Annotated in this window: 21 protein-coding genes and 2 pseudogenes; 6 read left to right on the top strand and 17 right to left on the bottom strand. The window is 35.7% G+C overall.

Going from position 1 to position 22008, the window contains the following annotated elements; genetic code table 11:
* Window positions 1-81: 81 nt before the first annotated feature.
* The 8 genes from ACQVV1_RS06855 to hutP form a co-directional block, all read right to left on the bottom strand.
* On the bottom strand, window positions 82-1650 hold the full coding sequence (locus ACQVV1_RS06855; RefSeq protein ID WP_431168706.1) for a glutamate synthase-related protein: 1569 nt from the start codon (window positions 1648-1650) through the stop codon (window positions 82-84).
* 67 nt (window positions 1651-1717) lie between these two features.
* Window positions 1718-2845: an alkene reductase gene (locus tag ACQVV1_RS06850; RefSeq protein WP_431168705.1), complete on the bottom strand. Its 1128-nt coding sequence runs from the start codon at window positions 2843-2845 to the stop codon at window positions 1718-1720.
* A gap of 592 nt (window positions 2846-3437) precedes the next feature.
* Window positions 3438-3899, bottom strand: coding sequence for a CarD family transcriptional regulator (locus ACQVV1_RS06845; protein WP_242255296.1), 462 nt, complete (start codon window positions 3897-3899; stop codon window positions 3438-3440).
* Between the two features lie 281 nt (window positions 3900-4180).
* Window positions 4181-5152 carry a formimidoylglutamase gene (hutG, locus tag ACQVV1_RS06840; protein WP_242255094.1) on the bottom strand — a complete coding sequence of 324 codons (972 nt, stop codon included), beginning with the start codon at window positions 5150-5152 and terminating at the stop codon, window positions 4181-4183.
* Window positions 5131-6402, bottom strand: coding sequence for an imidazolonepropionase (gene hutI / locus ACQVV1_RS06835; protein ID WP_242255092.1), 1272 nt, complete (start codon window positions 6400-6402; stop codon window positions 5131-5133). The genes hutG and hutI overlap by 22 nt, the downstream gene beginning before the upstream one ends.
* 12 nt (window positions 6403-6414) lie before the next feature.
* Window positions 6415-8073 (bottom strand): urocanate hydratase, encoded by a 1659-nt coding sequence (gene hutU, locus ACQVV1_RS06830; protein WP_431168704.1) that lies wholly within the window; start codon window positions 8071-8073, stop codon window positions 6415-6417.
* A gap of 23 nt (window positions 8074-8096) precedes the next feature.
* On the bottom strand, window positions 8097-9614 hold the full coding sequence (gene hutH, locus ACQVV1_RS06825) for a histidine ammonia-lyase (RefSeq protein WP_431168703.1): 1518 nt from the start codon (window positions 9612-9614) through the stop codon (window positions 8097-8099).
* Window positions 9615-9719: 105 nt separating this feature from the next.
* Window positions 9720-10160, bottom strand: coding sequence for a histidine utilization transcription antiterminator HutP (gene hutP, locus ACQVV1_RS06820; RefSeq protein WP_000926516.1), 441 nt, complete (start codon window positions 10158-10160; stop codon window positions 9720-9722).
* A 194-nt stretch (window positions 10161-10354) separates the two neighbouring features.
* Here hutP and ACQVV1_RS06815 point away from each other — a divergent pair, with 194 nt between their 5' ends.
* Window positions 10355-11302: a class I SAM-dependent methyltransferase gene (locus ACQVV1_RS06815; RefSeq protein WP_242255087.1), complete on the top strand. Its 948-nt coding sequence runs from the start codon at window positions 10355-10357 to the stop codon at window positions 11300-11302.
* A gap of 13 nt (window positions 11303-11315) precedes the next feature.
* Here ACQVV1_RS06815 and ACQVV1_RS06810 read toward each other — a convergent pair whose 3' ends face one another.
* Together ACQVV1_RS06810 and ACQVV1_RS06805 are read right to left on the bottom strand one after the other, a co-directional pair.
* Window positions 11316-11879, bottom strand: a complete 564-nt coding sequence (locus tag ACQVV1_RS06810; protein WP_431168787.1) for a DJ-1/PfpI family protein — start codon at window positions 11877-11879, stop codon at window positions 11316-11318.
* A 4-nt stretch (window positions 11880-11883) separates the two neighbouring features.
* Window positions 11884-12471 carry an AAA family ATPase gene (locus tag ACQVV1_RS06805; RefSeq protein WP_242255085.1) on the bottom strand — a complete coding sequence of 196 codons (588 nt, stop codon included), beginning with the start codon at window positions 12469-12471 and terminating at the stop codon, window positions 11884-11886.
* Window positions 12472-12716: 245 nt separating this feature from the next.
* Between ACQVV1_RS06805 and ACQVV1_RS06800 the strand changes: the two genes are divergently transcribed.
* Together ACQVV1_RS06800 and ACQVV1_RS06795 are read left to right on the top strand one after the other, a co-directional pair.
* A complete protein-coding gene (locus ACQVV1_RS06800) occupies window positions 12717-13013 on the top strand; it encodes a hypothetical protein (RefSeq protein WP_242255083.1) in 297 nt (98 codons plus the stop codon).
* Window positions 13014-13116: 103 nt separating this feature from the next.
* Window positions 13117-13548, top strand: a complete 432-nt coding sequence (locus ACQVV1_RS06795; RefSeq protein WP_000889382.1) for a DUF2621 domain-containing protein — start codon at window positions 13117-13119, stop codon at window positions 13546-13548.
* Window positions 13549-13679: 131 nt separating this feature from the next.
* On the opposite strand, the gene ACQVV1_RS06790 is transcribed toward ACQVV1_RS06795, so the two are convergent.
* The 3 genes and pseudogenes from ACQVV1_RS06790 to ACQVV1_RS06780 form a co-directional block, all read right to left on the bottom strand.
* Complete coding sequence (locus ACQVV1_RS06790) at window positions 13680-14186, bottom strand: CcdC family protein (protein WP_001028639.1); 507 nt, start codon at window positions 14184-14186, stop codon at window positions 13680-13682.
* A 90-nt stretch (window positions 14187-14276) separates the two neighbouring features.
* Window positions 14277-14984 carry a cytochrome c-type biogenesis protein CcdA gene (ccdA, locus tag ACQVV1_RS06785; protein WP_001152684.1) on the bottom strand — a complete coding sequence of 236 codons (708 nt, stop codon included), beginning with the start codon at window positions 14982-14984 and terminating at the stop codon, window positions 14277-14279.
* Window positions 14985-15000: 16 nt separating this feature from the next.
* A pseudogene (locus ACQVV1_RS06780) lies at window positions 15001-15144 on the bottom strand (peptidase T).
* Between the two features lie 326 nt (window positions 15145-15470).
* Between ACQVV1_RS06780 and ACQVV1_RS06775 the strand changes: the two are divergent.
* Window positions 15471-16379: an EamA family transporter gene (locus ACQVV1_RS06775; RefSeq protein WP_060631865.1), complete on the top strand. Its 909-nt coding sequence runs from the start codon at window positions 15471-15473 to the stop codon at window positions 16377-16379.
* An 87-nt stretch (window positions 16380-16466) separates the two neighbouring features.
* The gene (locus ACQVV1_RS06770) at window positions 16467-17612 is read left to right on the top strand and encodes a M20 peptidase aminoacylase family protein (protein ID WP_242255082.1); all 1146 of its coding nucleotides are present in this window, start codon (window positions 16467-16469) and stop codon (window positions 17610-17612) included.
* Window positions 17613-17650: 38 nt separating this feature from the next.
* On the opposite strand, the gene ACQVV1_RS06765 is transcribed toward ACQVV1_RS06770, so the two are convergent.
* The 3 genes from ACQVV1_RS06765 to ACQVV1_RS06755 form a co-directional block, all read right to left on the bottom strand.
* Window positions 17651-18595, bottom strand: a complete 945-nt coding sequence (locus tag ACQVV1_RS06765; RefSeq protein WP_063221314.1) for an ABC transporter permease — start codon at window positions 18593-18595, stop codon at window positions 17651-17653.
* Complete coding sequence (locus ACQVV1_RS06760; RefSeq protein WP_242255080.1) at window positions 18588-19499, bottom strand: ABC transporter ATP-binding protein; 912 nt, start codon at window positions 19497-19499, stop codon at window positions 18588-18590. Before ACQVV1_RS06760 ends, ACQVV1_RS06765 begins: the two co-directional genes overlap by 8 nt.
* A gap of 90 nt (window positions 19500-19589) precedes the next feature.
* On the bottom strand, window positions 19590-20165 hold the full coding sequence (locus tag ACQVV1_RS06755) for an FtsX-like permease family protein (RefSeq protein ID WP_242255078.1): 576 nt from the start codon (window positions 20163-20165) through the stop codon (window positions 19590-19592).
* A gap of 175 nt (window positions 20166-20340) precedes the next feature.
* Between ACQVV1_RS06755 and ACQVV1_RS06750 the strand changes: the two are divergent.
* Window positions 20341-20939: pseudogene (locus ACQVV1_RS06750) on the top strand (histidine kinase).
* A gap of 62 nt (window positions 20940-21001) precedes the next feature.
* Here the strand turns inward: ACQVV1_RS06750 and alsR are convergent.
* Window positions 21002-21907: an acetoin biosynthesis transcriptional regulator AlsR gene (alsR, locus tag ACQVV1_RS06745; RefSeq protein ID WP_063221317.1), complete on the bottom strand. Its 906-nt coding sequence runs from the start codon at window positions 21905-21907 to the stop codon at window positions 21002-21004.
* Between the last annotated feature and the right edge of the window lie 101 nt (window positions 21908-22008).

Raw genomic sequence — 22008 nt, 5'->3', positions numbered from 1 at the left:
CAGAAATCTATACACCTATTTTATTAAACAAAAAAGCCATACAAATATATGACTTTTAATCTATTAAACATAGCTTACCTTCTATTTACTAGTAGGAAACAATTCCGAAAGAGAAACTACCCGCCCCATCTCATCCTTAAACACAATATGTTCTCTAGTTAAATGACGCGGACTCTTTACTCCCGCTGCTGCTGCAAGTGAAAACAAACTATATCTCATACTAACAACATAATTCATTACCCGCCATTTCTTCTCATACGGATCTAGCGCTTTTTGATAGTGCGGATTCGTCGTGGCAACTCCAGATGGACATTGTCCGGAATTACATTGAAGCGCCATAATACAGCCACTTGCCATCATAAAACCACGCGCTGAATTTACAGCATCTGCACCAATAGCTAAAGCAATTGCCGCTTTATCTGGTGTAATTAATTTCCCCGAGGCAAACACTTTAAATTTGTCCCGAACACCATAATGATTCGCTGTATCAATACATGTCAGTAATGCTGGAATAAGCGGCATTCCCATACTATCTGCCATCGATTTATACGTTGCTCCTGATCCACCTTCTGAACCATCAATTGTAATGAAATCTGGATAAATATTTAACTCTTTCATCGTTTTGAATAAACCTTCCAACGGCTCCTGCTGTCCAATTACGATTTTCATTCCAACTGGTTTACCACCACTTTCTTGCAACTGTTGAATAAAATAAAGTGTATCTGCTGCATTATTTAAAAATGAAAATCGATTCGGTGAATTAATTGTCTCTCCCTCTCGTACATTTCGAACAGAAGCAATTTTCTCATTTACTTTTTGCCCCTCTAAATGACCACCACGTATTTTCGCACCTTGCCCAAATTTCAATTCGAATGCTTTAATATTACTTTCTTTCGCTTTCCCCATAAATTTCTCTATTGAAAAATTACCTTCCTCATCACGATATCCAAATAAACCCGGACCAATTTGTGCAATGATATTCGCACCCGTATGTAAATGTTCTGGAATAACACCACCTTCACCAGTATTAATCCATGAACCACCAGCCATTTTCGCTCCAAACCCACTCGCTAAAATATAATTTTCTCCAATCGAACCGTAAGAAGTTGCTGATGCTCCAAACATGCCATATAGTTTCCATGGATATTTACGATTTTCACCAACGATAATCGCATCGTCCTCTTCGTATAACCAAAGATTCGTTGTATCCGCTGTCAATTTTTCTCTCCGTGAAAATAACCCTTCTTTATGAATCACATACTTTTTCCCTTCACGTTCTTGCGTTACATTCACACTTAATTCCTCTGTTAATACCGGAAACAGCGTATTAGCAATATAATAACCAGATGCTTCAAAATCTCGTTTCGACCCAAAACCAAGTATTTCAGAGCGATACTTCGCTAAAAACATAACACTTTGAAAGTCGTAACGCGAAAAAGGTTTTCCATCCGTATCGTGATCAAACCAATATTGCCGGAATTCCGGCCCTATTTTTTCCAGTAAGTAGCGCATTCTTCCTAGATATGGATGGAGTTTTAAAATAGAATGATACGTCCGTTTTTTAATGAAAAATGTAATAATAAAAAAGATAATCAATAGTAGCATCAATAAGAGCAATATACTAATAATAACGAGTAGCGTTTCACTCATCCCGCTTCCTCCTATGAAATTCCATAATAAAAGGAGAACACTTCATGTGTTCTCCTTTTATCTTTATTCAAATTAATGTAGCAAGATGCTCTTTCGCATCATATTCAACTAAACTTTCAGCATGTTTAATTCGATGAACAAAATCTGGATTAGCAATTAAAGGTCTTCCGAATGCAGCTACGTCAATTGTTCCTTCTTGCAACGCTTCTTCAGCCTCTTTCGGATTCAAATTACCAACCCCAACGATCGTACCATCCCAATATTTTCTTACTAATTGATGAAAATTCTTTCCGTCAGCAATCACTGCCGTATAATTCATCGTTGAAGGGTGAATCATCGTTAAACCAACTTCTTTGAACATATTTACAAACGTTTCAATTGCAAGCTCAGGATTTTCCCACATATAAGTAGGATTATCACCTTTAAAGGCAGAGAAACGAAGAAGTGTTTTATCAGCCCCAACAGCTTCTATTACAGCCGCCGTTACTTCTTTCATAAACGTTAACCGTTGCTTTAAGTCACCGCCGTATTTATCAGTACGCTTATTTGCAAACTCATAAGTAAATTGATCGATTAAATATCCGTGTGCACCGTGAATTTCTACTCCATCAAATCCAGCTTCGATCGCATTCTTCGCAGCTTGTGCGTATTGACCGATCACTTCTTGTATTTCTTCTAAGGTCATTGCTTCTGGCGTATCGAATGGTTTACGAAAACGCGGAACATTTCCCTCTGCCGCAATAGCAGACGGTGCTTGTGGCAATTGCCCACCAATTATTTCGTGATGACTCATACGGCCGACATGCCATATTTGAGCGATAATCGTTCCGCCTTCTTTATGTACTGCCTCTGTAACAGGCTTCCACGAATCGATTTGTTCTTGTGTATAAATTCCTGGTACCCCTGGGTTCCCTTTTGCTCTTGGGCTAATGACGATTCCCTCTGTAATAATTAATCCAACTCCATCAGCTGCACGTTTTCTGTAGTACTCGACTACATCAGTACCAACGACTCCTGTTTCATGATTCGCGAAACATCTCGTCATCGGTGCCATTGCTATGCGATTACGAAGAGACCAAGATCCAACTTGAATTGGATCAAACAATTTCGTTCCTTCAATATTTTCAAAAGATCCCCAAGCGTTTATATTTGTCCTTTCATAAATACTTGCCGCTTTTTTATTTGAACTTGTCATTTCTCTTCCCCCTAAAAAAATTCTTACTATAATCGCATCATACTTACTTTTAGATAGTAACGTCAATTTATACGCCTTTACCATCAAACATTCGAATATCAAAAAATAGAATGATACAACAAAAAAAGGTTTCCTAGGAAGGAAACCTTTTTTTGTTTACCGTATATGGATGACAACTCGTTTATCTCTTTTATATAAAGAAAATAAACAATTATTATCTCTTCACATATAAAAAAACTTTAACAATAGAAGTGAGAGTGGTTCAGTATTCTTCTAAAAATAATAACTTATAAACCTAATACAATGAAAGCCCTACCTCTCTTTCATCCTTACGGCTCCTCGTCCGTGCCAGTGTGAATCAGGATTGCAAAAATCAAGTAACTATTCTATCGAAGTGTTTAATTAAACTTCGAACATTCGTAAAGAGTTAAAAAATAAAAATGGATTTTATTGTAGTAATAACAAAAGAGGTTAATGCTCTAAAAGTGGTTTGAAAGAGTTGAATGTCTTTGAAATGATTAATTTTCTATAATTATGTTCCCAAAAAATTCAAAATCTTTTTTGGGATGTAATACATTATTTGTAATGAATCTTAACAAAAGCTTTTTATTTGACTTTCTGTGATACCCTCAATTAATCCCAGTTCACTAATCAAAAATTCATGTGCGTTATCTAACATTTTCTTTTCGCTTGCATTAAGTGCTTTTTCTTTCTGCATACGTAATAAATCACGTACAACTTCAGCACCTTCTTGTATTTTACCCGTCTTTATTTTATCAGTGTTCAATTTATACCTTTGTTTCCACGTAAGTAATCTATCAGATTCTCCATGTTGAAAAATATCCAATATGTGTGCTATTGCCGTTATATCCGTGACTGGTCGTATATTTGAGTTCAATATTCTCCCTGCCGGAATCATTACTTCCATATTACTACCCGACATTTTTATAACATAATACTGTTGTTTTTCTCCTGCGATTTCCTTCTCTTCTACGGCTTTAATTATACCTGCTCCGTGCATTGGATAAACAATGTTATCGCCAATTTGAAACAAATAATCCACCTCCATATATGGTAACCTTCTCAATCTTAACACATAATCACTTTTTTAGCAAAATTTTTATTTTATCACAAAAATATTTTTCATGTCAATCCTTTCGAACCAAGAAAATAAATTCGTAAAATATCACTAAAAACCCGCAATCTTATTAACTTTTCCACACATATATACATTTTAATTTCATCTTCTCTTTTAACATAAAAACACATTACTACATATGAGTAGTAATGTGTTTTTTATACAGAATCGATAAACATCCCCTATTAATTCCACACCTATATACTAACCTGTTTACTAATCGTTTCTCTTGCCAAAAGGAAACTCATAATCACTTGCGCAGCCACTCTACTCGTCATATCCCTAAAATCAAGTGTTGGATCAATTTCTACAATGTCCATCCCTTGAACGAGTGGTTCTTTACCAAGAAATTCAATCGCATCAAATAAAGTCGTACTGTCCATTCCACCAGGACCAATTGCTGGACAACCTGGTGCAAATGCTTGGTCTAGTACATCCATGTCAAGAGAAATGTAAATAGAAGTCACGCCTTGCTTTCTTAATACTTCAATACTTTCTATGATAATATCCTTTATTTCTCGCTCTCGTACATCTTTCATTGTGTATACTGTCACGCCATGTTCTTTTGCATATTCATGGTACGCTCGTGCATTTGAAAAATTACGAATACCGATTTGAATGAGTTGTTTTCCTGTAATAACACCATTTTCTAGTAAGCTACGGAACGGTGTACCATTTGATGGACCACCATCATCTAAATTTCGCAAATCATGATGGGCATCAAATTGAATAATACCGACCTTCCCTTTACTATTTGCAAATCCTGTTATACTCGGAAAACTAATCGAGTGATCACCACCAAGAACGATTGGTATCATATTTGGATTTACTTTCGTTAAGTGACCAACTGATTTCACAATTCGTTTATGACTTTCTTTTATATCCGTCACATGCATCGTAATATCGCCGCAATCATATAAGACACTTTCTTTCATATCATGTTCTTCTGTAATTGCATACGTGCTATATGCATCTAACATCGCACGAATTGTTTTTGGAGCAAAACTTGCTCCTGAATGACTAATAGATGGTTTAGAAAGGGGTGCTCCAATTAAGGCTGCACCGAATATTTCCACGCCTTCCTCCCAATCTTTAATCATCTCACTCCATTTCGTCACTTCACGATCAATAAACTTTGCATTTTTCTTTAAATAGTGGCCGTGCTCCACGATTGTTCACCTCTTGTATATGCGATATTACCATTCTTCCATACTGTATTCACATGACTTACGCCGTAATGATACGGTACGTAAGCATAATTGTAAGCATCCCATAACACTAAATCTGCCTTGCGACCAACTCTAATTTTCCCAGCTACATCACCACGATTAATTGCGTAAGAAGAGTTAACTGTTACGGCATTCCAAACTTCTTCTGGTGTCATTTTCAATTTCAACATTGCGATGCTCATAATAAGCTGAATGTTTTCAGTTGGACAGCTACCTGGGTTAAAGTCTGTAGCTAACGCAACTGCAACACCTTCATCAATCATTTTACGACCACGAGCAAAGCTTTCTTTATTTAAATAGAAAGTTGTCCCTGGTAATAAAGTGGCTACTGTATTAGAGTTTGCAAGCATTTCAATTCCTTTATCAGAAGCGCCAACTAAATGATCCGCTGATGCTGCACCAATTTCAGCCGCTGCTTCCGCACCACCAAGAGGGTCGATTTCATCTGCATGAATTTTCACATCAAAGCCAAGCTCTTTCGCTCTTAATAAAAACTCTTTCGATTCTTCGACAGAGAACACACCTGTTTCGCAGAAAATATCAACGAACTCAGCTAATTGCTTCTCTTTCATTTCTGGTAATAGATCTAACATCCACTGTAAAAATTCTTTTGATCTTCCTTTATACTCTTTCGGAACTGCATGAGCACCTAAAAATGTTGAAACTAAATCGATTGGATGCTCTTTTTGTAATTGTGCAGTTGCCTCTAATTGTTTCCATTCCGTCTCATCATCTAATCCGTAACCACTCTTCGCTTCTACAGTTGTAACTCCGAAAGATAGCATACGGTCTAAATGGAATTTCGCTTTTTGAACAAGTTCTTCTTTCGACGCCTGTTTCGTTGCATTTACAGTTGAAAGAATACCCCCTCCTTGTTCTAAAATTTCTAAGTACGGAACTCCTTGTAATTTTAGTGCGATTTCATTTTCACGAGATCCACCAAATACAAGATGCGTATGCGGATCAACAAGACCAGGAGAAACCATTTTGCCGCCGCAATCAATAACTTCTTTCGCTTGTAATCCTTTCGCTTCTTCTGCTGTTCCAACGAAAGTAACTACGCCGTTTTCAATTCCAACTGCACCGTTTTCGATAACAGGAAGCGTGTTCATCGCTTCCCGTCTTAACAAGCCATCTTCCTGATCCATTGTTAGTAATTGACCGATATTTATTAGTAAAGTGTCCAGCATGTTTTCTCCTCCTTATTTCATCATTGGAATGTTAACGCCTTTTTCTTTCGCAGTTTCTACAGCTAAGTCATATCCTGCATCAACGTGACGAACAACACCCATACCAGGGTCAGAAGTTAATACGCGTTCAATACGTTTTGCAGCCGCTTCTGTTCCATCTGCAACGATAACCATTCCAGCGTGAAGTGAATAACCCATACCAACACCGCCACCGTGGTGAACAGATACCCAGCTTGCACCGTTTACACTGTTAATTAATGCATTCAAAATTGGCCAGTCTGCTACTGCATCACTACCGTCTTTCATCGATTCTGTTTCACGGTTTGGAGATGCTACTGATCCACAATCTAAATGGTCACGACCGATAACGATTGGTGCTGATAATTCACCATTTGCAACCATTTCATTAATGATGCGACCAAATTTCGCGCGTTCACCGTAACCTAACCAACAAATACGTGATGGAAGACCTTGGAATTCAACTTGCTGACGAGCCATACGAATCCAGTTACATAAATGCTCATTATCCGCAAATTCACGTAAAATTACTTCGTCTGTTTTATAAATATCTTCTGGATCACCCGAAAGTGCTACCCAGCGGAATGGCCCTTTTCCTTCGCAGAATAACGGACGGATAAATGCAGGTACGAATCCTGGGAAATCGAATGCATTTTTCAAACCTTCATCGAAAGCAACTTGGCGAATGTTATTTCCATAATCAAATGTAATTGCGCCTTTTTCTTGCATAGCAAGCATTGCTTCCACATGTTTTGTCATGCTTTCTTTTGATAATTGTACGTAACGTTCTGGATCTTCTTCACGAAGTTTCGCCGCTTCTTCTAATGTGTAACCTACTGGAATATAACCGTTTAATGGATCATGAGCTGATGTTTGATCCGTAACTAAATCTGGCGTAATATTGCGCTTCACTAGTTCTGGTACAATCTCTGCTGCATTTCCTAATAAGCCAATAGAAATCGCTTCTTTCTTCTCTTTATACTCGTTCGCAACCGTTAATGCTTCTTCTAATGATTCTGTATACATATCACAGTATCTCTTTTCAATACGACGATCGATACTACGCTTATCTACATCAATAGCGATTACAACACCGCCGTTCATCGTTACAGCAAGAGGTTGTGCACCACCCATACCGCCTAAACCAGCAGTAAGTGTTATTGTACCTTTTAATGAACCACCGAAATGTTGGCGTGCCGCTTCACCAAATGTTTCATATGTTCCTTGTAAAATCCCTTGTGTTCCAATATAAATCCAGCTACCAGCTGTCATTTGACCATACATCATAAGGCCTTTTTTCTCTAATTCACGGAAGTGATCCCAATTCGCCCATTTCGGCACTAAGTTTGAGTTCGCCAAAAGAACGCGAGGCGCATCTTCATGTGATTTAAAAATTGCTACCGGTTTTCCTGATTGAACAAGTAACGTTTCATCGCTTTCTAACGTTTTTAATGAATCAACAATTGCATGGTAGCTTTCCCAGTTACGAGCTGCACGGCCAATCCCACCATATACAACTAGTTCTTCTGGTTTTTCAGCAACTTCAGGATCTAAATTGTTCATTAACATACGAAGTGCTGCTTCTTGAACCCATCCTTTCGTTTGTAACTCAGTACCTCTTGCCGCGCGAATTGTTTGTTGTACTTTTTCCATTTCGATCTCTCCCTTTTCTCATTTTATAGTGCTGCGTTTACATCCAATCTTTCTTTTATCGAATAATTCGTTTTTAACCAATGCGTAATATTTTCAATATCCGTTGAGAATATTCGGTCATTTGTAATAGAAGGCACTTGCTGACGACCTTGATGGTAGAAGCTCTTCGTCACTGTACTCATGTTTTCAATACCACGATATTCTGCTGCTTGCATCGCACAAATCATCTCAATTGAAAGAACACGTCTTACATTTTGAATAATTTGATGCGCATGGCGTGAAGCGATTGTTCCCATACTTACGTGATCTTCTTGGTTAGCTGATGACGGGATTGAATCAACACTCGCCGGATGTGCTAACGTTTTATTTTCAGAAACAAGTGACGCAGCTGCGTATTGCATAATCATTGCACCAGACTGCAGTCCTGGTTCTGGACTTAAAAATGGTGGCAAATCATTTAACTGCGGATTTACTAAACGCTCAATACGACGCTCTGAAATATTTGCAAGTTCCGCCATTCCTACTTTTAAGAAGTCCATCGCAAACGCAATCGGTTGACCATGGAAATTACCACCCGAAATTACTTTTTCTCCGCCATCAAAGATAAGTGGATTATCTGTTGCTGCATTCATTTCAATTTCTAATTTTTCTTTTACATAATTTAAAACTTGCCAAGAAGCACCGTGTACTTGCGGGATACAACGAAGTGAATATGCATCCTGTACACGTAGTTCTCCTTGCTTTGTTGTTAACTTACTATCATGAAGAATGTCACGCATTCTGCTTGCTACTTCTACTTGCTCTTTATAACCGCGTGCTTTATGAACATTTTCATCAAATGCATCAATAATGCCTTGTAAGCCCTCAATTGTCATCGAAGCAATTAATTCAGCTTGATAAGCCGTTGCTTCTGCTTCTATATAAGAAAGAACTCCTTGCGCTGTCATCGCCTGCGTACCATTGATTAATGCAAGCCCTTCTTTCGCTTCAAGTTCAATCGGCTCAAGACCTTCTTCAGTAAGAGCAACCATCGCATGAACGCGTTTCCCCTTATAGAACACTTCACCTTCGCCTAATAATACAAGCGCAAGATGAGATAAAGGTGCTAAGTCTCCACTCGCACCAAGTGAACCTTGTTGCGGAACGACTGGGTGAATTTTACGATTTACAAACTCAAGAAGCATATTTACAACAAGCGGTCTAACGCCAGATACTCCTTTCAGCATCGTGTTCGCTCGTAAAATTAACATACCACGTGATACTTCTTCAGGGAATGGATCGCCTATCCCGCATGCATGTGACTGAATTAAATTGTGTTGAAGTGCCTTTACATCATCTTTTTGAATAAGCACGTCACTGAACTTTCCAAATCCAGTTGTAATACCGTAAACGACTTTTCCGTCTTCTACAATTTTCTCTACTACTTCACGGCACTCTGCTACCTTTTGCATACTAGTTGGACAAGCTGTTACACCTTCTCCTTCAAGTAACAACCTCTTCATTTCTTCAATTGTCAATGTGTGTCCTGTTAACGTAATCATTCTTTTTTCCTCCTTAAAAAGGCAAAAGGGGACCTTATCTTTTTAAGACAGACTTCTGTCCTAAAAAAAGTAAGGCCCCCTTCTAACTAATAGACTATGGGCAAATCATATGTGATTAATTCCTAAACCAATCGCCTCATGCTCAGATCCTTTTACAGGTGCACCAATCGTTCCATATAATGCTACAGCAACCCATTCGCCTTCTTTTTTTCCATCGTATGGTGTACCGCGCACAATCGCAAAACGAAGTCCTACTGTACGAAGAACGTCTGCTAACTGAATTTGACCTCTCGTCACTCCGTACAAAGCTTCCATAATTGCATGATAAAGTGCATGTGTTTCTCTGTAAACGTCTGTTTCAATAACTTGGTTGCTCTTAGCCGCTGTTTCCATTGCTGCGACAACCTTTTGCGAATTCATCGAACCCACTTTCCCCGTACAATACTTCCAACCTTTTGGGATAGATAATACAGGGCTTTCATTCTCATCCGCAAGTGCCAACAGCATGGCCATACGACCAATTCGATGTGTTCCTTGAAGAAGCATGTGACTCTCTCATTTCTTTTAATTATTTGAATATTTCTTAATTTAAGAATATATGAAAACGGTTAAATCGTCAATAGTTTAAACTCACATTCAAACAATTTTTTCATCTCCTCCATTTGTGTACACAAATTATTTACACAAATTTTCCAGGCATGCTATAGTCTCACTAACAGATACAAAGGGGCGAGATTTCAATGACAAAGCGAAAAGATATTCATTTTCGAATTGAAGAAAAATTACTTGAAAGGTTTGAATCTGCACTCCATTACGAAGGGTTAAAGAAAACCGACGTATTAACACATGCAATTCAGCAATTTTGCACGAAGGTGGAATGTGAAAAAATGAATGATGTAAAACGCCAATACAACGTAAGTAACCATTTACAAACACGTATCGATACACATAAACATTACGAAGAAAAACAAGTGAATTTAGATAAAGTCGTCATGGAACATTTACAACTTCAAGGAGACGAAAAAATATTAGAGGTTGGGTGCGCTAATGGGAATTTTCTTTCCGTTTTACAAACTAGCGGTCATAAAGGACAACTAACCGGTTTTGATCAATCGAAAGCTATGCTTTCTGAAGCTACAATAAAGAATAACATAATTGAATGGAGACTAGGTGATGCTGCTAAACTCCCTTTCGAAGTTAATTGCTATGACTGGATCGTCGCAAGACATATGTTATATCACATGAAAGATGTCGAAAAAACAATTCAAGGATTCCATAAAGTAATTCGTCCCGGTGGCTCACTTTTAGCTACAACAAATTCTAGCGTTACATTACCTCGTATAGTTGAAATGTGTAACCGCATGTTAGACGCATTTGATTTACCGAAAACAACATCATCAGTCACTCCATTTTGTTTAGAAAATGGTAAAGAGATATTACAGTCTGTTTTTCCAGCAGTTGAAGAAGAAGTTATTCATAATGCTCTCATTTTTCATCATGCTACTCCGATTTTAAACTATATTTCTAGCATGTTTCCGTCGCTAAATATACCTGATAATACATATCTTCACGCGGAAATGAAGGAATGGCTAAAAGAAGAAGTAGAAAATGAATTATCACTTCATAACGGTATATGGCGCGATCCGAAAACGTTAGCCATTTATCGATGTCAAAAAGAAAAAAGCTAGCATTTGCTAGCTTTTATACATTCTCAGGCAAAAGCTCCTCCATCATCACATTCCCCTTACCGCTGTAAAAATTTATATTATGTTCGTTCGCTATCCCAAAATAAGAGGCAATCGCTATTCCAAATGGTACAAATGCATGCCCCTGTGCTGTAATAATATTTGAATGTTGCACAACTTGTTCATACACAAAATTTTCTACTGGAAAACAATCTAATTGTTTATAATCCATAGTCACTGTATACGATATTCCTTTGAGTAAGCATGCTTTTGCTAGCGCATACGGTCCTGCACAAATAGCTGCTACTAATTTCTCTTTTTCGTGAAATTGACGAATGACTGAAAAGAGTCCTTCTGCATCCTCCATATGTATTGCATCTCCGCCTGGAATAATAATTCCCTCATATTCTTCTACATGCACTTCCCTTAATTCTATATGTGGTTGCACTTGCAAACCTGTTTCACTTATAATCATTTCTTTTGTTAAACCTGCTGTAATGATTTCATATTTGTTTTTCAGCAATGCCGTTGCTACTGTTATTTCAAACTCCGCAAATGTTGGGTATACAAATAAAAGTATTTTTTCATAGCCCTCTCTCCTTTAACCAGTCCATAAAATATACCTCTAAATCGTCCACTGTTAATCTATTCGTGTCCACATAAGTTACAGGAAATCGTTTATACCAGCCTTTTTCAGTTTCTACTAATTTAAATTGCTCCTCAAATGTACTTCTGTTTTTTGTTCTATCACTGTTTTTTCTATTATATACATTCTTTTTCGTAACATCTAAGTAAAAAATCGCATCCGAACGGTTCTCTCTTAATTTATATAATTCATCTTTCAGTTCAGTTTCTATATCCCACGCTTCTCCTATAATCGTTGGGTAAAAAAGTGTATAAAACTCAATGTCTTCTGGTCCACGGTCAAAAATTACGACTGAATCTTTCACATTTTGAAACTCCTTTATTTTAGCTTCTATAAACATTTTTTGATTTGCTATAAACCCTTCTTTTGAATTCATATCCAAATTTAATTCTTTTCGTTTTTCTACAATTGGATAAGGATTTTCATATATAACCGATAACCCATGTAGCTCTATCCTTTTAGCTAAGGTGGTTTTTCCGCTTGCCATCGGCCCTTGGAGTGAAATTACGTATACCATCTCTCTCATTCCCTTTTCCTATAATACATCGATAATATACAGAATTCTAAAAACTATCAACGAAATATATATCATCTTGTTTCTTATTCTTATCTAACTTATAATAAAAAATAGAGATTATGACGGACGCATCAATAATGTAAGCTTGGAAATCCAAGCTTACATTATTTTTTGCTTTCCCTTTTCTATTAAAAAGAGTATACTAGGTTAGAACGTATGTTCTTAATAATTACATACAGTAAGGAGATAGAACAATGGTATACGACACAAAAGCAATTTCTTGGAATGAGTCTTTAAAACAACTTCAACGCCGCTATACAAACAAACAAGTTGACCGAAAAGAATTTGAGGATATTGAACTATTGGAATTCTTCAGCGATAACGACTACATTTCTTTACCTACACATATAAGCGGCCTATCAACAGCACGTTTTACTTCTTACTCTATTTTCACAACTGAAGATAAAGATCGTAAAGTTGGCACATTAATTATTGAGTATATAGAAGATGATAATAATAATTTATGTGTTGAACAACTATACTTCGTTTAAATGATAACGCTTGGTCAAAATGACCAAGCGTTCTTGCTTTCTATGAATCTCACTGTTTATAATATGAATAAAAGAAAACCGCAATCATTAAGGGGGGATACACTTGCTCGAAGGATGGTTCAGTTGGTTTATTGTGCTATGGACTGTTATTTTACTGGGACTTATGTCTATTGGTGGATACTTTATGTTCAGAAAATTTTTAAAACGATTACCAAAAGAAGATGGTATGTCTATTTTAGATTGGGAAGAGCACTATATTAATAAAACGAGGCATTTATGGGATGACGAACAAAAACAATTGTTAGAAGAGCTCGTAAGTCCTGTTCCTGAACTATTTCGCGATGTTGCTAAATCAAAAATTGCTGGTAAAATCGGAGAACTTGCATTACAAGAAAAAGCCTCTCAAATTACACAAGACTTAATTATTAAAGGGTATATTATTGCTACACCAAAGCGTGATCATAAATTTTTAGTAAAAAAACTACAAGAAAAAGAAATTGATTATTCAAATTATAAAACTTTATTAGCAAAATAATCTTCATTTTTCAAACAAGTTAACCGCAAGACTAAACAATTTATAAGTTGAAATTGGAACAAAAAATTATTAATAATATCAATAAAAAAAACAGCGTCTTTGACGCTGTTTTTTCTGTACAGATATATACTTCACGTTAGTTTCATATCTTTTTCATTATAAAAGCCATCTTCTTTTTCCATTTCCTTCTGTAATTTCGTAAAGGAACGGTACATCGCAATTCTCCATGACACAATCATCGCAAATGCCAGTAAGAAGAACATGCCACTAAGTTGTCCTAAATCAAGAGATTGGCTTAAGTATGTTTTAAATACAATACGCACGACAAGTAATCCAATTAAAATAAAGACAAATGCTTTTGAACGCTTCAAATAAATCTCTTGTCCTCTAATTTCAAATTTAGACGTTTTAATAAGAAAAATAGAGAAAAACAAACCAACTCCAATTGCTTCTAACATTTCTGCTGGAGTTAATCGAAATTCAGGAAAAACATACATCAATGCTCCCGTGCTCATAAAAAATGGCGGAAGTATAATTTTTTTCAATGTTGCAGGTTTCTTAGCTGCTTTTAAACGAATAAACATCGCACCAACAGCCATACAAACAGCAACGATACTGGATAAAACAACTATGTTCATATTTTCTCATCCTTTTTTGTGGCTATATGCAAAATATACTTTCATTATATGCTTTTCCGTTAGTATTTCCAACATTTTCACAGAATAATACTAAAAACCGGTAAAACCACCAAATAAACTTGAGAAATATACGATAATTTTCGTCATCCAGTTAAAATATAGGAAGATACCCATAACAATCATAACGTATCCCCCGATTTTCATGAACTTCATACTATTTCTTTTAATCCAAGACATTTTCGTAATAAAGAATGATAGCACAAAGAACGGGATAGCGAATCCAAGTATGTATGCGATCATATAAATCATTGCTGATTCTGGATTTGTTGCCGCTAATCCGATTACAGACACTAAAATAGGTCCTGTACAAGGCGTCCATCCTGCAGCAAATGCTAAACCAATTAAAACAGATCCAAAATAACCACTCGGACGATTTTTAAACGTAAATTTACGGTCTTGCATTAAAAACTTCGGCTTAAACACACCGACAATAATAAGACCGAACACGATGATAAATATACCACCTAACTGTCTAATTAAATCTTTATAATTTGTAAAGATACCTCCAATAAAACTTGTACCAAATCCAATTGCAATAAATATAATTGAAAATCCAAGTAAGAAAAACGCTGTATGTATCATACTTCTTTTGCGAAGCATTGCATTTTCTTCTTTCAGCTCAGAAACCGACATACCTGTTATGTACGATAAAAATGCCGGATAAAGCGGTAAGCAACATGGGGAAATAAATGATAAAAACCCGGCGCCAAACGCTAAAAAAATACTAATATCTTGCATTATTCCACTCCTCTCCTTACATATTGTAGCAAAAACACGTAAAAATACTATGAACAATTCGTGAAATCACTTTTCCAACATGATAATAAGAAAAACTAACCTTTCACACAGTTTCTAAAAAAACGTTTTCATTTCCTTCTATTATGTAGAAAAATCTCAATTAAACTACAAAACCTCTCTAATGTTATTAACATAACAAAGGTACCCTAGTTTCTCAAATGATTAGCATGTTACTAGTACGTCTATATACATATTGATTAAAAAATATTTTTTTCAAATGCTGTCTTTATACAATACAAACCTGATTTTACAATACTTCTATTATTATTAATTTCAAGATTATGCATAAATATCATACTTTTATTATTATTCTATAAAATGTCACACTTTTCTTTTATTTGACCCTTTATTTTTAATTTTGTATACTTCCCTCTAGTTATATATGTCCGTTACGGAACAATTTCATATAGATGGGAGGAATTTTTCATGCTTCGTTATTCTCTTTTAGTTTTATTAGGAGCGTGTAGTTATGGGATTTTAGCTATTTTCGTTAAACTTGCATATGCAGAAGGATTTTCACTTGGAGAGGTAATTGGCAGCCAATATATGTTCGGTTGGATTATTTTGCTTGCTATTACACTTCTATTTTCTAGACACCGTGTCCCATTAAAACAAGCGTTAATTTTATTCGTTGCAGGAACATCTGCAAGCTTCACTGGAATTTTTTATTATGCATCATTAAAAACTGTACCAGCATCTATTGCAATTATACTTTTATTCCAATTCGTTTGGGTCGGAATTATTATTGAAGCAGTCTCAACAAAAACATTACCTTCAAGAGAAAAAGTTATTTCCGTTATTTTCTTACTTGCAGGTACATTTTTATCAAGTGGTTTACTAGAAAAATCAGCAGGTGATTTCGATACGACTGGAATCATACTAGGTTTATTATCTGCTGTTACATTTGCAACATACATTTTTGTGAGCGGAAAAGTTGCTGTTGAAGTACCTTCATTACCACGTGGTGTTCTCTTAATGGCTGGAGCTTTAACTTTAGTAATGATTGTATTCCCACCCACATTTATTTTTAACGGTGCAATTTCTGAAGGACTTTGGAAATACGGTTTAGGTTTAGGAACATTTAGTATCGTTATTCCTTCTATCGCCTTTACAATTGGTATTCCAAAGATTGGTTCTGGCTTAGCGACTATTCTTGGCGCAGCCGAACTACCAGTTACAACAATTATGTCTGTATTCGTTTTAAAAGAAGCTGTACTATCTTCACAATGGTTCGGTGTATCACTTATTTTAATTGGTATTGCAATCCCGCAAATTGCCTATGCAATGCGTGGACGTTATCGTAAACATCATACACACAAAAAACTGGCAGCATAAACGAGAGAGGATTTTCATTTGAGAATCCTCTCTTTTATTATTGTATACTTAATGTAAATACTTTATTTAAGAAAGAGGTCATTCTAAGTGGCAGCCAATCTAGAGCAATTAACTGAGACGCTGATTTCTATTCGTCGAAATTTACATGAGCATCCAGAATTATCATACGAAGAATTTGAAACGACGAAAGCTATAAAAAATTGGTTAGAAGAAAAAAACATCACGATTATAAATTCTAGTTTAAAAACAGGCGTTATTGCTGAGATTTCGGGGAATAATAGTGGACCGCTTATAGCAATCCGTGCTGATATTGATGCCCTTCCTATTCAAGAGGAAACAAATTTGCCGTACGCTTCAAAAATTCACGGTAAAATGCATGCTTGTGGGCATGATTTTCATACAGCTTCTATTATAGGGGCCGCTTATTTATTGAAGGAAAAAGAATCTTCTCTTAACGGAACTGTACGCTTTATATTCCAGCCAGCTGAAGAAAGTAGCAATGGTGCTTGCAAAGTAATTGAAGCCGGACATTTACATGGCGTGCAAGCTATTTTCGGTATGCATAATAAACCTGATTTACCAGTAGGTACAATCGGTATTAAAGATGGTCCACTGATGGCCGGCGTTGATCGATTTGAAATTGAAATTCACGGAGTTGGTACACATGCAGCTGTACCAGACGCTGGGGTAGATCCTATTGTCGCGTCCTCTCAAATTGTTATGGCACTCCAAACAATTGTAAGCCGAAATATAAGTTCTTCTCATAATGCCGTAGTTAGCGTTACAAACATCCATTCAGGAAATACGTGGAACGTTATTCCTGAAAAAGCTACGTTGGAAGGAACCGTTCGTACTTTCCAAGGAGAAACACGCGAAAAGATTCCAGCTCTAATGAAACGTATTATTCAAGGAGTTTCTGATGCATTAGGTGTAAAAACAGAATTTCGCTTTTATCCAGGTCCTCCTGCCGTTCATAACGATACATCTCTAACAAACTTATCGACTCAAGTTGCCGAAAAAATGAATTTAAATATTATCTCCCCTACCCCGTCAATGGCTGGAGAAGATTTTTCTTTTTATCAACAAGAAATACCTGGTTCATTCGTCTTTATGGGAACGAGTGGTACACATGAATGGCATCATCCAGCTTTTACAGTAGACGAGCGAGCTTTACCTATAAGTGCAGAATACTTCGCTTTGTTAGCTGAAAAAGTACTTAAACAATTTGCATAAAAAAGGAGCCGTTAAGACATACTTAACGGCTCCTTTTATTAAGTTAAATCACGTTTTAAAAATACTGTATAAGAAATGCTTAAAAATACAAATAAATACAGTAATAACATACATGAAGCAAACGGGAATGTTACTCCATCAATAAAACTTCCATTCTTTGAAATACTATATAAATCTGTATTTGCTGGCAATAAATATTTCGCCCAATCGTATCTAGTTGCTGCTAGTAATGCAATGTTTCCTGATAAAGCAAGAAATAGTGAAATACCAATTGCGCCTCCGCTAGATCTTGTTAACACAGAAATCATAAATGCAAACGCTGCGTACACAATAGTCGGCAACCACGATAAAATATAATACTTACTAGCTTCTACAAAAATATTTTGTTTTATAATATTTCCATCTTGGAATATAAACTCGCTCCATGCAGGCTGCTGGAATTTATAAATAACAAGTCCACATAAAATGGAGAAAATCATATTAAATATAAACAATAACGCTGCAAATATCACGATTGCTAAAAATTTAGCTGTTAAAATTTTAAATCGACTCGCTGGTCGTATCGTTAAAAATTTATATGTTCCCCAGCTATATTCATTCGCAAAAATTGTACTTGCATACACAAGGATAAATGGAAGCAATATTGGAAATACGATAAAACCTGTATCTCTCATGAAAGAAAGCGGGGAACTACTTGCCGGTGCAGTATCTGTATCTAAATGCTTCATCTTAAGTTGATATTCATTTACAAGCTCGTCTCCAGATCGTTCTGCTAAAATAGCTTCTTTTTTCATGCCTAGCTTTTTCTCTATTTCTACAGTTCGTTCTGTATAATCGGCTTTCCATCCTTTTGTTTCCGGCTCTAAATACTTGACCGTAACCCACCCTAATCCAATTATTAATACTGCAATAACTGCAAATGGAATAATCGTTCGCTTTCGCTTAAATATTTTATACAGTTCGTTATATACTAAATTAAACAATATCTTTTCCCCCTGTTAATTCTAAAAATTGCTCTTCTAACGTTTTTCTTTCTTCATATACACGATAAACTTGAATATTTTTCTCAAGCAATGTACGAATAACATTTGGGATTTCTTCATCTTTTACATTAATAAGTAGATCATTACCTTTTATTAAAACATCTTGTTCTAATATTTCTACCGCTTTATTCGCATCATCTACTCGTATACGAATTGTCTCCATCTCTTCGCTTTGATTATGCTGAATATTTTGCGTCGCCACATATTCTCCGTGCTGAATAATGATAACTCTTTCACACATTAATTCAACTTCTGAAAGTAAATGACTAGATACAAGTACCGCTTTCCCTTGTTCATGTGCAATTTTCTTTATGTACATTCTCATTTCATGTATTCCACTAGGATCTAATCCATTCGTTGGTTCATCTAATATCAATACATCCGGATCGTGAATAAGGGCTTGAGCAATTCCTAATCGTTGTCTCATGCCGAGTGAATATGCTTTTACTTTGCGATCAATTACTTGTCCCATCCCTAACAATTTCACTACTTCATCGATACGTTCTTCTGTCACGTTACCATTCATTCGTCCGAAATATGTTAAATTTTCATAGCCGCTCAAAAAAGGATAAAATTCCGGTGTCTCAATTACTGCTCCAATTTTCGCAGCAGTATTTTCAAATTGCTGTTTGACAGATTGACCGTCAATCCAAACTTCGCCCTCTGTCATGCGAATCATGCCGACCATCATTCTCATTAAAGTCGTTTTTCCAGCACCATTTGGTCCGAGCAAACCAACTACTTCACCTTTTTTAACTTCGAAACTAATATTTTCTACAAGTGTCTTTGAACCGATTCGTTTCGTTAACCGCTCAACTTTTACAATTGATTGTTCTTTTGTCATTCTATACAACCTTTCCTTCCCATTCTTTGTCAGGTCTTTACACTGTAACATGATTATTTTTATGTGTAAAATCGAAAAAGGCATGATTTCTCATGCCTTTTCCTTGAAATGAAATGGATTTTTATCTTGTAAACTTTGAATAAATCGAAAACATTGCAGCATCGATAATAGGAAGATAACGATCATAATTATACTAACAACTACTATTGCATATATTGTAATCGGCGCACTATTTATCCCTTGTATTCCTGCTATTTTCATAAAGATAATCATAAATAATTTCAAAAATAACATCCCATTAACTAACCCAAAAACAAATGCTGCTCCATAAATAAATAATTGCTCCTGACATAATAAACATAGTACGTCATTTCTCTTCCTATTCCTTGCTACATATGTTTGGAATTCCTCTCTCCTCACTAGCAGAAAAGAATACGTCATTTTATATGTAATAAACATACATATTAAAATGACTACGATAAACAGCGTGTAAAAATACATTTGAAATAAAAGTGTAGTCCCTAATCCCACAGCAACTACTTCATTAAATTGTAGCGATATCATAAAAAATAAAATCATAGTACTCATAGCAATCCACATGAATTGCTTCATCCTTTTGGCAGCAAATGTTCTTATATTTTTTCTCACTAACCGACATACAGACATACATTCTTTCCCCTACCTTACTTCATAACAAACTCATTCTATACTACTAGTGTATAAAAATATGACATTATTAACATCGCACTACAATAGGAGTTTTTTCTAAGTCTTTAGTCCTAGAAAACAAAAGGGTAAATAGATCATATTTAGAATATAATTGTAAAAAATGGGGGATTGCATGCGTATAAAATTACTAGAAATCTTGTCTTTATTATTTCTTACAAGTTGTAGCCCACTAAAAAACAATGAAGTTTCCATTGTTGAGCCCTACAAATTAACAAAAGAACAATCTGCTATTTTACAAATAACTCCTTTTAAAGAAGGAAATAGCATGTTTTATTGTGTTACGCTTAAAAGTGAGAAAGATGAAATAAACGCTACGATTGATTATTATCAAAACGGTAAAAAAACAAACGAAATTGCTAATATAACTTCCTCACATTTTTCAAAAAAGAAAGTAAAACTTTCTTTTTTACCACCACATTTCCAACTCGATAAAGATGTACAAAAGCAAAAACATTGGTATGTTAATATTGAAGGTAGTTCAATGCTCGTTCCTGAAGAATTGCCTCCAAGTGTAAACAGCTCTGCATCTACCACGATTCAATCTGCTATAAACTTAAAATACAATCAAAAAACGCCTTTAGCCGCTATAATAAAAACAAATAAAGAAACCGTAAGAGTGCCAATGCTTGAAGAAAAAAAGCTATTGATCAATTATTACAAGAAAATGAACATGTTTATCTCTTTAGTATAGAGCTAAAAAAAGCACAATAAAGCGGAAATGCGCTTCATTGCATTTCCGCTTTATTGTTTAATGAGGTGTACTTTTAAATTAATTAATTATTCTCATCCTCAACTTCTATTCTTTTCTTCTCTCTTGCAATTTTTAAAAACTCCAAAAGCTCGGGATTGCTGTTCATTTTTTTGTAAGCTACTGACATTTCTGCAACAAAATTAGAATCATATAGCTCTTTATATACAACTTCTGTTTTATATAATTTATTTGCCGATACGGGTATTACTGTAATTCCAATCCCTGCTGCTACAAGTCCCATAACTGTTTGATATTCCGTTGCTTCTTGCACAATACGCGGGCTAAATCCGACTTCTCTACAAAGGGATAAAATTGTATCATACAAAGCTGGCCATACTGGTCTCGTAATAAATACAAACGGTTCATCCCGTAAATCTTCTATATGTATTTCATCTTTCTCTGCAAGTGGATGAGCCTTCGGTAAACATAAAGTACAAGATAGTTTTTGAATTGGCTCTAATTCTAATAATTGTGTTGGGATTGGTGGACGCAAAAATCCAATATCAATACGATTATCATGAAGTGCATGCACTTGATCTGGAGTAGATAATTCATGTAATGCAACAGATACCCTCGGAAATTTCTTTCTATACTCCCTTACGATAGATGGTAAAATATCATATATCGCCGCACCTACAAAACCAATTGAAAGTGAGCCCACTTCTCCCCTTTGGGCACTTTGTGCAATCTCTACCGCTTTTTCAATTTGTTCGAACGCTTTTTTTACTTCTTTCAAAAACATTTCTCCAGCTTCTGTTAATTCAACCTTTCTCTTCGTTCTTGAAAATAACATAACTCCCATTTCTTTTTCTAATTGCTGAATTTGTTGACTAAGCGGTGGTTGTGTCATTTGTAAACGAGCAGCTGCTCGTCCAAAGTGTAACTCCTCTGCCACTACAACAAAATATTGCAAATGCCGTAATTCCATTTTGGACACCCTTTTCCATTTCAATTAATACGTCTAATATATTAATAACATATAATTTATATATTAGACAAATTTTTTGAATGAACGTATAGTAGAAATTG

This window comes from Bacillus basilensis, assembly GCF_050630465.1.
Classification (GTDB): Bacteria; Bacillota; Bacilli; order Bacillales; family Bacillaceae_G; genus Bacillus_A; species Bacillus_A basilensis.
Note: the sequence above shows the minus strand (reverse complement) of the source record. Positions and strands in the feature narration are given on the sequence as shown.

What these genes read in the sequence shown, in the direction of transcription:
- ACQVV1_RS06815 (WP_242255087.1), top strand. Translation starts at nt 10,355, where the DNA reads ATGACAAAGCGAAAAGATATTCATTTTCGAATTGAAGAAAAATTACTT.
- hutI (WP_242255092.1), bottom strand. Translation starts at nt 6,402, where the DNA reads ATGCTGGACACTTTACTAATAAATATCGGTCAATTACTAACAATGGAT.
- ACQVV1_RS06805 (WP_242255085.1), bottom strand. Translation starts at nt 12,471, where the DNA reads ATGAGAGAGATGGTATACGTAATTTCACTCCAAGGGCCGATGGCAAGC.
- alsR (WP_063221317.1), bottom strand. Translation starts at nt 21,907, where the DNA reads ATGGAATTACGGCATTTGCAATATTTTGTTGTAGTGGCAGAGGAGTTA.
- ACQVV1_RS06855 (WP_431168706.1), bottom strand. Translation starts at nt 1,650, where the DNA reads ATGAGTGAAACGCTACTCGTTATTATTAGTATATTGCTCTTATTGATG.
- ACQVV1_RS06775 (WP_060631865.1), top strand. Translation starts at nt 15,471, where the DNA reads ATGCTTCGTTATTCTCTTTTAGTTTTATTAGGAGCGTGTAGTTATGGG.
- hutP (WP_000926516.1), bottom strand. Translation starts at nt 10,160, where the DNA reads ATGCTTCTTCAAGGAACACATCGAATTGGTCGTATGGCCATGCTGTTG.
- ACQVV1_RS06790 (WP_001028639.1), bottom strand. Translation starts at nt 14,186, where the DNA reads ATGAACATAGTTGTTTTATCCAGTATCGTTGCTGTTTGTATGGCTGTT.
- ACQVV1_RS06755 (WP_242255078.1), bottom strand. Translation starts at nt 20,165, where the DNA reads ATGTCTGTATGTCGGTTAGTGAGAAAAAATATAAGAACATTTGCTGCC.
- ACQVV1_RS06800 (WP_242255083.1), top strand. Translation starts at nt 12,717, where the DNA reads ATGGTATACGACACAAAAGCAATTTCTTGGAATGAGTCTTTAAAACAA.
- ccdA (WP_001152684.1), bottom strand. Translation starts at nt 14,984, where the DNA reads ATGCAAGATATTAGTATTTTTTTAGCGTTTGGCGCCGGGTTTTTATCA.
- hutU (WP_431168704.1), bottom strand. Translation starts at nt 8,073, where the DNA reads ATGGAAAAAGTACAACAAACAATTCGCGCGGCAAGAGGTACTGAGTTA.
- hutH (WP_431168703.1), bottom strand. Translation starts at nt 9,614, where the DNA reads ATGATTACGTTAACAGGACACACATTGACAATTGAAGAAATGAAGAGG.
- ACQVV1_RS06760 (WP_242255080.1), bottom strand. Translation starts at nt 19,499, where the DNA reads ATGACAAAAGAACAATCAATTGTAAAAGTTGAGCGGTTAACGAAACGA.
- ACQVV1_RS06850 (WP_431168705.1), bottom strand. Translation starts at nt 2,845, where the DNA reads ATGACAAGTTCAAATAAAAAAGCGGCAAGTATTTATGAAAGGACAAAT.